We start from the raw sequence: 3,433 nt of genomic DNA, 5'->3' as shown, positions 1-3,433 counted from the left end.
GCGGGGAGAGTGCCCCGCCCCGGTGGTCCCCGGGTGCTACTTCAGGGGCTGGTTCAGGTACGGGTCGGAGACCGCCTCGCGCAGGCTCGACCAGGCCCGGGAGTTGGCCACCGCCAGGTCGCAGTGGGGGCCGGGGTCGCGGTAGTTCCACTGGAGGGCCGCCTTGACGCCGGTGAGCCTCTTGAGGACCGAGGGGACCTCGGCGTACCAGTCGGCCTGGCGGCCGGGGCGGGTCGGGTCGTTCGCGGTGCCGAACTCGGAGAGCATCAGCGGTTTGCCGTCGGAGATGTTCCTGCGCATCCAGTCGTGCGTGGCCTGCTGGGTCTGGGCGAAGGAGAGCCAGCCGGCCTTGTGGCACCGGTAGTAGTTGTACTGGTTGTAGGCCACCCAGTCGACGTAGTCGTCGCCGGGGTACATCCGCTTGATGAGGTCGGCGTGGCCCAGGTACCCGGTGGTGATCCAGGTCCACACGACGTTGGTGACGCCGAGGGCGCGGAACCGGTCGTGGATGTGCCGGTAGGCGCGTACGTAGTCCTCGGGAGTTCCGCTCGCCGGGGTACGCGTATCCATCTCCAGGTCGAAGGAGAGGAACACCTTCTTCCCGTACGCCTTGATCCGTTTCGCCTGGACGTCGATCACCGAGGCGTCGAGGTCACCGGCCGTGATCTGTTTCCACGTCGGCTGCTGGGCCGCCGTACCGCCCCAGACCTTGCTCTCCCAGGAGAGCAGGAGGAGGCGGTCCTTGCCGACCTCGCGTTCCTCGTCGGTGAGCAACTGGCCTTCCCTGCGCGCCCCTTGGACCTGGGACATGTCGTGGTACGTGTAGACGATGTCGAGGGGGCGGCCGATCTGCCGCTCGTACGCCCTCACCTTCTGGGGAAGGTCGTCCTTGTCGTGCGGCACGAACGCGCCGAACCAGGCCCCGCAGGGCGGTTCCAGCAGGGCCGTGGGCGCGCACCGGCCGCCCTGGGCCGAGGGCCGCGAGCCGCCCAGGTCCTGGTCGCCGGAGGAGTCGTCCTTGAGGAGGAGTACCGCGGTGAGGGTGACACCGGCGGTCAGTACGGCGGTGAGCGCGAGGCGCCGGGGGCGGGGCCGGGGACGTCCTCGATGTCGTCCGTGGGAGTGAGGGGTACGGGGTACCCCGGGGGTGCGCTGGCCCGTGATACCTGAGCGGTACACCGGCCGTCGGCGGGCGTTTCGTAAACGGTGGAGCCACCTCACAGGGCAGTACCTTTCGCAGTCCGCGGGGAGGCGCGCAGGCGCGGGCAGAACGCCGCGATGGTGGTCAGCAGCGTCAGGGTGAGCAGGACGCGCTGCGCGCTGAAGGCGTGCGTGGCGATGAACACCGTCCCGACGACCAGGACGGCGGACACGCTCACGAAGACGGTCAGCATCAGCCGCTCCAGGAGGTCGGAGTGGCGTGCGAAGGCCGGGTCGCGGCCTTCGACGGGACCCTCGGCGGGCCGCGCCGCGAGCGCGGGCCCGCAGATTCTGACCAGGGCCCCGCCCGGCCCCGCCGCCAGGAACAGCACGACGGCGGCGGCTCTGAGCGGTGATCCGCCGGGCAGCGCGAGGGAGCTGACGGCGAGCCAGCCGGCGAACGGGGCCGCCATCCGGACGACGAGTTCCTGCGGGGTCATCGGGCCGTCTCCTTCAGCACGTACGCCACCCCCGCCTCGTTGCCCGCGACCCGTTCGAACAGGGGCGACGCGGCGACCGAGGCGCGGATGCGGTCCAACTGGGCTTTCGTGAGGAGGCCGTTCATCTCCGAGTCCGCGTACTGGCCCTGGGACAGGACCAGATAGGCGCGGGCCGGGGACTCGACGGCCGACATGTCGGTGGCGAGCGTCGCCGCCGGGTTCCTCAGGATCGTGTCCACGTGCGCGCGCGAGTCGTCGAGGAACCAGTAGTGGTCGACGCGCCAGTAATCCGCGTACGCCAGGGGGTAGTTGCGGTCCGCCGCGACGACCAGGGAGCCCGCCGGGGCGCGGTCGAAGACCTGCTGGACGAGGTGGACCTCGGCGGGCGGGAAGTAGCTGATGCGGTCCTTGCCGGAGTAGCTCGGGACGAACGCGAGCGTGCCGGCGAGCAGGGCGGCGAGCGGCAGCCAGGTGTAACGCCGTTGGCGCGTACGGGGGTTGAGTTCCGTCGCCGTGAGGGTCCTGACCTGTGGCAGGAGCGCCGCCGCCGCGAAGAACGCCGCGCCGGGGAGCATGAACATCAGGACGCGGAAGATCATCTCGCTGCCGTAGCTGCTCGCCGCGAACATCGGCAGCGGGGCGAGCGCGAGCAGCAGCAGGGGCAACGCCCGGTGGCGCAGCACCGGTTGGCGCCAGGCGCCGAGCGCCGCGAGCAGGATCACCGATGCGGACAGCAGGCGGGCGGCCCAGGACGTCGTGATCGCGCCCGTGCCGGTGGGGGTGGCGCCGTAGCCCGTCTCGACGTTGCCGCCGATGTCGCCGACCGAGCGCAGCATGTCCGGCATCGTCGCCGACAGGAACGGCAGGGCGGCGGTCAGGCACCAGGCGAGGAAGATGACGACCGTGGTGACCAGCGGAACCCTGTCCCGGTAGCGGCGCGCGCAGAAGAGGGCCGCGAGGCAGATCACCAGCATGCCCGGGGTGAGCTGGTGGGAGATGACGATGCCGACGACGAACAGGGTGAGGACGACGGTCCATACGGCCGCGCGGGAGCGGGCGTCGGGGGTACGGGGTGCGGCGTACCTCCTGAGGACTACGGCGAGTACGCCGAGGTGGAGGGCGAAGGCGACGGACTGGGGGGAGAAGTAGTCCTGGCCCACCCAGTTGGCGACGTAGAACAGCCATACCGCCGTCCAGACCAGGCGCCGGTCCTCGGTGAACGTGCGGTAGATCAGCAGCAGGGGGAGCAGCAGCATCAGGCTGGAGACGAGGGGCCACCACGCCATGAACTGGGCCGCCGAGTCGACTCCCAGGAGGCGTACGAGCGTCGCCTGCGCCGCGAAGAAGCCGGGCCACTGGTCGTAGACGGCCATGTCGCCGAGGGCGTCCGAGCCCTGGAGGCGGCCCGCCGTGAGGAGGTGGTCGATCACCGCGTCGTGCTTCCACGCCCAGGCGTACAGGGGGGTGGGGTACAGGACGGCCTGGGTCGCGCGCTCCATCGCCAGCAGGCCGACGAGGTACGCCGGCGCCCAGGCGGGGTGCCTGCGGCGGGAGTTGACGAGGGTGCACCAGAACCCGGCCGTCAGCACGGCCAGTCCCGCCCAGAACGCCGGATGCAACGCCGTGACCAGCCCGAAGTCGTCCAGCTTCCCGACGTCCGTGTGCCCCACGGCGTACGCCCACAGCCCCATCGCCCCGGCCAGCCCCGCCGCGGACCACAACGCCGAGTGGTACCAGGGGCGCGCGGGCGGGAGGTCGGCGAGGTCGGTGACGGGGTCCTCGGGGTGCGAGGC

At 71.2% G+C, this 3,433-nt stretch carries 3 protein-coding genes; all 3 read right to left on the bottom strand.

The window, feature by feature from the left end; genetic code table 11:
- Positions 1–36: 36 nt before the first annotated feature.
- A complete protein-coding gene (locus tag AOK24_RS40730; protein WP_240554362.1) occupies positions 37–1,179 on the bottom strand; it encodes a glycoside hydrolase family 26 protein in 1,143 nt (380 codons plus the stop codon).
- A 38-nt stretch (positions 1,180–1,217) separates the two neighbouring features.
- On the bottom strand, positions 1,218–1,640 hold the full coding sequence (locus AOK24_RS40725) for a hypothetical protein (protein WP_055724945.1): 423 nt from the start codon (positions 1,638–1,640) through the stop codon (positions 1,218–1,220).
- The coding region (locus tag AOK24_RS40720; protein ID WP_055724944.1) for a hypothetical protein at positions 1,637–3,433 on the bottom strand (1,797 nt) is incomplete at its 5' end. The genes AOK24_RS40725 and AOK24_RS40720, both read right to left, overlap by 4 nt.

The organism is Streptomyces niveiscabiei, assembly GCF_001419795.1.
Classification (GTDB): domain Bacteria; phylum Actinomycetota; class Actinomycetes; order Streptomycetales; family Streptomycetaceae; genus Streptomyces; species Streptomyces niveiscabiei.
The sequence above is the reverse complement of the archived record's forward strand: the minus strand, read 5'-3'. Positions and strand labels throughout refer to the sequence as shown.

Coding starts and splice junctions, on each gene's coding strand:
- AOK24_RS40725 (WP_055724945.1), bottom strand. CDS start 1,640: ATGACCCCGCAGGAACTCGTCGTCCGGATGGCGGCCCCGTTCGCCGGC.